Genomic DNA, 3,779 nt, shown 5'->3' with positions numbered 1-3,779 from the left:
AGTGTCGAGTTCGAAAAAGTCGAGTTCCAAGCTTGATCTCTATGTTATCGCCCGGATAATTGAGGCGCTAAAAGAGAAAAAAAATCTCAACCGAACCGCCCTAGCTACAGTCACAGGGCTATCCTATGATCGTTTAGTTAGGTATCTTTCTTGGATGTCTGAGCAGGGTTTTGTCACATTAGATACCGAAGGAATTGTTCATCTAACCGATGAAGGTAAACACGCCTACGAGCAACTTGTTCAATGGATACTAAAACACATTGGACAACTAAAATTTGGACGGCTAGAACCAAGAACATAACAAATGTTATGCCATTTTTTGCGTACTCCTTCGGAGTGAGCGCGGCTTTTATTATATGCACCGATAGGAATGGCAGATGATTAATATGATATCAAAAAATATTGCTGTAGTAGACGCAGTAAACGTTAAAAAGACGTATATGCTGGGTAAAGTTCCTGTGGAAGCGCTCCGGGGCGTGAACTTTCGGGTGGAACAGGGCGATTTTGTTTCAATTTTAGGGCCGTCTGGAAGTGGCAAATCCACCATGTTAAACCTTATTGGTGCACTAGATAAACCTACCACGGGCACACTACTCATTGATGGGGTCGATATAGGCAAGCTCAATGATAAACAGCTCTCAGATCTGAGACGCCGAATCGGATTTGTATTCCAATTCTTCAATCTAATCCCCCGATTAACAGCACATGACAACGTCGAATTATCCATGTCCATAGCCGATATGAGTAAATCTGAACGCAAAAAACGCGCACTAGACCTTCTAGAGACGGTGGGACTTAAAGAACGCATCAACCATAAACCTGCAGAACTCAGCGGCGGACAACAACAACGCGTTGCCATAGCACGTGCCTTAGCCAACAACCCCAAATTTCTGCTCTTAGATGAACCCACAGGCAATGTGGATTCCAAAACAGCCAGCGAAATCCTAACTCTGATTCAGAACCTAAACAGAGAACATAATGTCAGCATTATCATGGTTACTCATGATGAAAAGTTGGCTCATCAAGCCAAGCGTACCGTAAAAATGTTTGACGGCGAAGTAAGCTCAGACGTGGTGAACTAGATGAAAACTATAGACGTATTTGGATACTCTTTTAACGCCATCAAACTTCGTAAACTACGTGCTGCCCTAACCACCTTAGGTGTAATCGTAGGCATAGCAGCTATCGTAGCGTTGCTCTCAATTACGCAGGGTCTACAGGCAACTATAACAAGTGAGCTTAATCAGGGTTTATCGGCCAACACCCTAATCGTAAGACCTGGTAGCGGAAGCGATTTGGGCGGATTTGGGCAAGGTGCCAGCGGTACGGGTTTTAGTCTTTACATGAACTATACCACGGAGATAAATGCTCTCTCGCCGGATATTGAGATGTCTGTGGCAGTTATGAGTCGTAGTGGATACATCCAAACTGAAGACCTCAAACAATCAGCCACTCTCTACGGTATAGATTTCAACCAGTATGCACAGGTTTACCCAACCTTCAAAGCAGAAACCGGATCCATACCCACCGATCCATCAGAAAAACAAGTGGTGGTAGGTACCCGTATTAACCAGCCCGGTCAGAACGGAACCATATTCTTTGGTACAGGTGACATAATTAACATTGCTTGGGTCAATGCCACTGTACTGCCTCCAATTGATGAAAGTTATCAGGCAGTTGTTGCGGGTGTGTTGGAAAAAGTTGGCGGGTTTGGCAGCGGAGGGCCCTCAGATACAGGGGTTTACATACCTATTGAGGTAGCTCAGAGTTTCTTTGGAACGGAACAGTGTGATATGATAGTTGTCACACTAAAAGATAGTGATAACGCCACCGTAACCAGCGTTTCTAAAGCGATAACCGATCACTTTAGCAACCAAGTCTCAGTCACCTCTCCGACTGCAATGATAGATATGCTCTCCTCAGTGTTTGATACTCTCCAGCTATTTCTAGTGGGCATTGCGGCGATTTCGTTGTTAGTGGCGGGTATTGGTATAATGAATATTATGATTGTGTCATTGATTGAGCGTACCCGTGAGATTGGTATTCTTAAAGCGTTGGGTATGAAGAGTCGAAGTGTGCTCTCGATATTTCTTGCAGAGTCCGCTATCATTGGGTTAATTGGTGCAGTAGCTGGTATTGGGTTGGGTTACGGTTTAGCAGTTATTGTTGCGCAGGTGATGAGTTCAGGTGTTTTTGGTGGTGGAGGTGGTGCATTGGCTATAACCCCATTGTTAACGCCTATGGTTTTTGTGGGTGCATTGGCTTTTGGCATAGGCATTAGCGTTATCTTTGCGCTTTACCCTGCATGGCGGGCTTCAAAACTAAAACCCGTAGAAGCACTCAGATACGAATAAACACCTACATCCCTCACTTTTTTTATTTTGTTTGTTTATTGTTTGAAAGAATTAAGCTCATTATACGACAATGATCTTGTTGCTTTTTTATTGCAAGATTTAACGCCTTTATACAAGATTGGCTGTAGATATTTTCTATCTGAAATGGTTGCATTTAAGAAACAGCAAAAGACACCCTACTATAAAGATGTTACATTTTGTAAAAGCGGAGACAAATTTAAAAATACATATACAATCCAAAGGATCATATCAAACTGTACCAAAACGGTGTGCTTACCTCTCCAACAAGCCCCATGATTTTTTTTCGCCATAGCACTTACAATAGTGTATCTTTGCACATAAACACTGAAAGATAAACAGACAACTGAACAGGTAAGTCGTTGCATTACTATTTTAGTTGAAGACATCTAAAGGTAATGACTTGCTATAACTTCTGGTTTTTCACCATTTTTAGAATGGCTGTCTATTTGTTTCCGAACCATTTAGTGTGCCATTGAAAATTTTCACAGGTATCCTTAGAACTGCACTGCAAACAAGGAAACGCTGACCCCGCCTCTTCTATAACAGTTAACACTTTCTGTTTTACTTCCTCATCAAAACCTAATGCGTCTATACGATTTTTAAACTGGCCACTCATTTCAATGCCCTCTTTATGCTAAAGATGTAAAAAACGCTGTAAAAAAGATTTGTTCCTTGACCAGCTAACATGATGTCATGCCAGTAATACATATGTTATATTAAAAGTGCAGACAGTATCTGCATTTTTCCTTTTTTGGAAATAATCAGTTCTGCTAACTCAATGAGACAGACTAAACGAGTTGTAGAAGTTAGTTGTTTAATATTTTTGCTATCACGTTTTTCTCTACGAGTTGGTCATAGAAGTCTTTAACAGTCTTCTTTAGGTCTTCTTCATCGGCTACTCCTGAGCAGATCATCTTACCCGTGAGAAAAACAAGAAAAGTTGCTTTAGATTCACCCATCTTGTAGACGGCTGCGGGGAATTTTTCTGGTTCATATATGGTGTCAAATTCACTGTTAAACTGCTTCAAAGACACCGATGCCCCCGCCATGTTTATTGAGACTACAAGATTTTTTACCTCACACTCAAAACTACATTGACTTGAAACCAAATCTTCCGCTTTAAGCAATCCAAGAAAAACCGTGATGGCTTGCTCTGCTTTGGTTTTGGTTTTTGTGCCTGTGCAGACAAACTTGCCGTTTCCAAAAAGCAAAAACGTAGCCAAAGGCGACTTCAACTTGAAAGATAACCCCGGAAACTTTTTCCAGCTACACTTAGATCCTTCTAACTTTAAACATGCAACACCCAAATCCACGCCCTCACTAAACCAACCCGCCATAACAACATTCTCAACAGTAATCGTAAAATCAAACACGACAATCACACCAATAAAAAATGTGAACCTT

At 41.5% G+C, this 3,779-nt stretch carries 4 protein-coding genes; 3 read left to right on the top strand and 1 reads right to left on the bottom strand.

Annotated features, from left to right (window positions below; translation table 11 throughout):
• The 3 genes from FWF39_RS12040 to FWF39_RS12030 all read left to right on the top strand — a co-directional run.
• The coding region (locus FWF39_RS12040; protein ID WP_343383680.1) for a winged helix-turn-helix domain-containing protein at positions 1 to 301 on the top strand (301 nt) is incomplete at its 5' end.
• A 76-nt stretch (positions 302 to 377) separates the two neighbouring features.
• On the top strand, positions 378 to 1,082 hold the full coding sequence (locus tag FWF39_RS12035) for an ABC transporter ATP-binding protein (RefSeq protein ID WP_343383679.1): 705 nt from the start codon (positions 378 to 380) through the stop codon (positions 1,080 to 1,082).
• Positions 1,083 to 2,354, top strand: a complete 1,272-nt coding sequence (locus FWF39_RS12030) for an ABC transporter permease (protein ID WP_343383678.1) — start codon at positions 1,083 to 1,085, stop codon at positions 2,352 to 2,354. It abuts the gene before it with no gap.
• Positions 2,355 to 3,181: 827 nt separating this feature from the next.
• On the opposite strand, the gene FWF39_RS12025 is transcribed toward FWF39_RS12030, so the two are convergent.
• Positions 3,182 to 3,779, bottom strand: a 598-nt coding sequence (locus FWF39_RS12025; RefSeq protein ID WP_343383677.1) for a hypothetical protein, incomplete at its 5' end; no start/stop codon positions are given.

The sequence above is a fragment of the Candidatus Bathycorpusculum sp. genome, assembly GCF_009778815.1.
GTDB classification, from domain to species: Archaea; Thermoproteota; Bathyarchaeia; order Bathyarchaeales; family Bathycorpusculaceae; genus Bathycorpusculum; species Bathycorpusculum hydrogenotrophicum.
The sequence above is the reverse complement of the archived record's forward strand: the minus strand, read 5'-3'. Positions and strand labels throughout refer to the sequence as shown.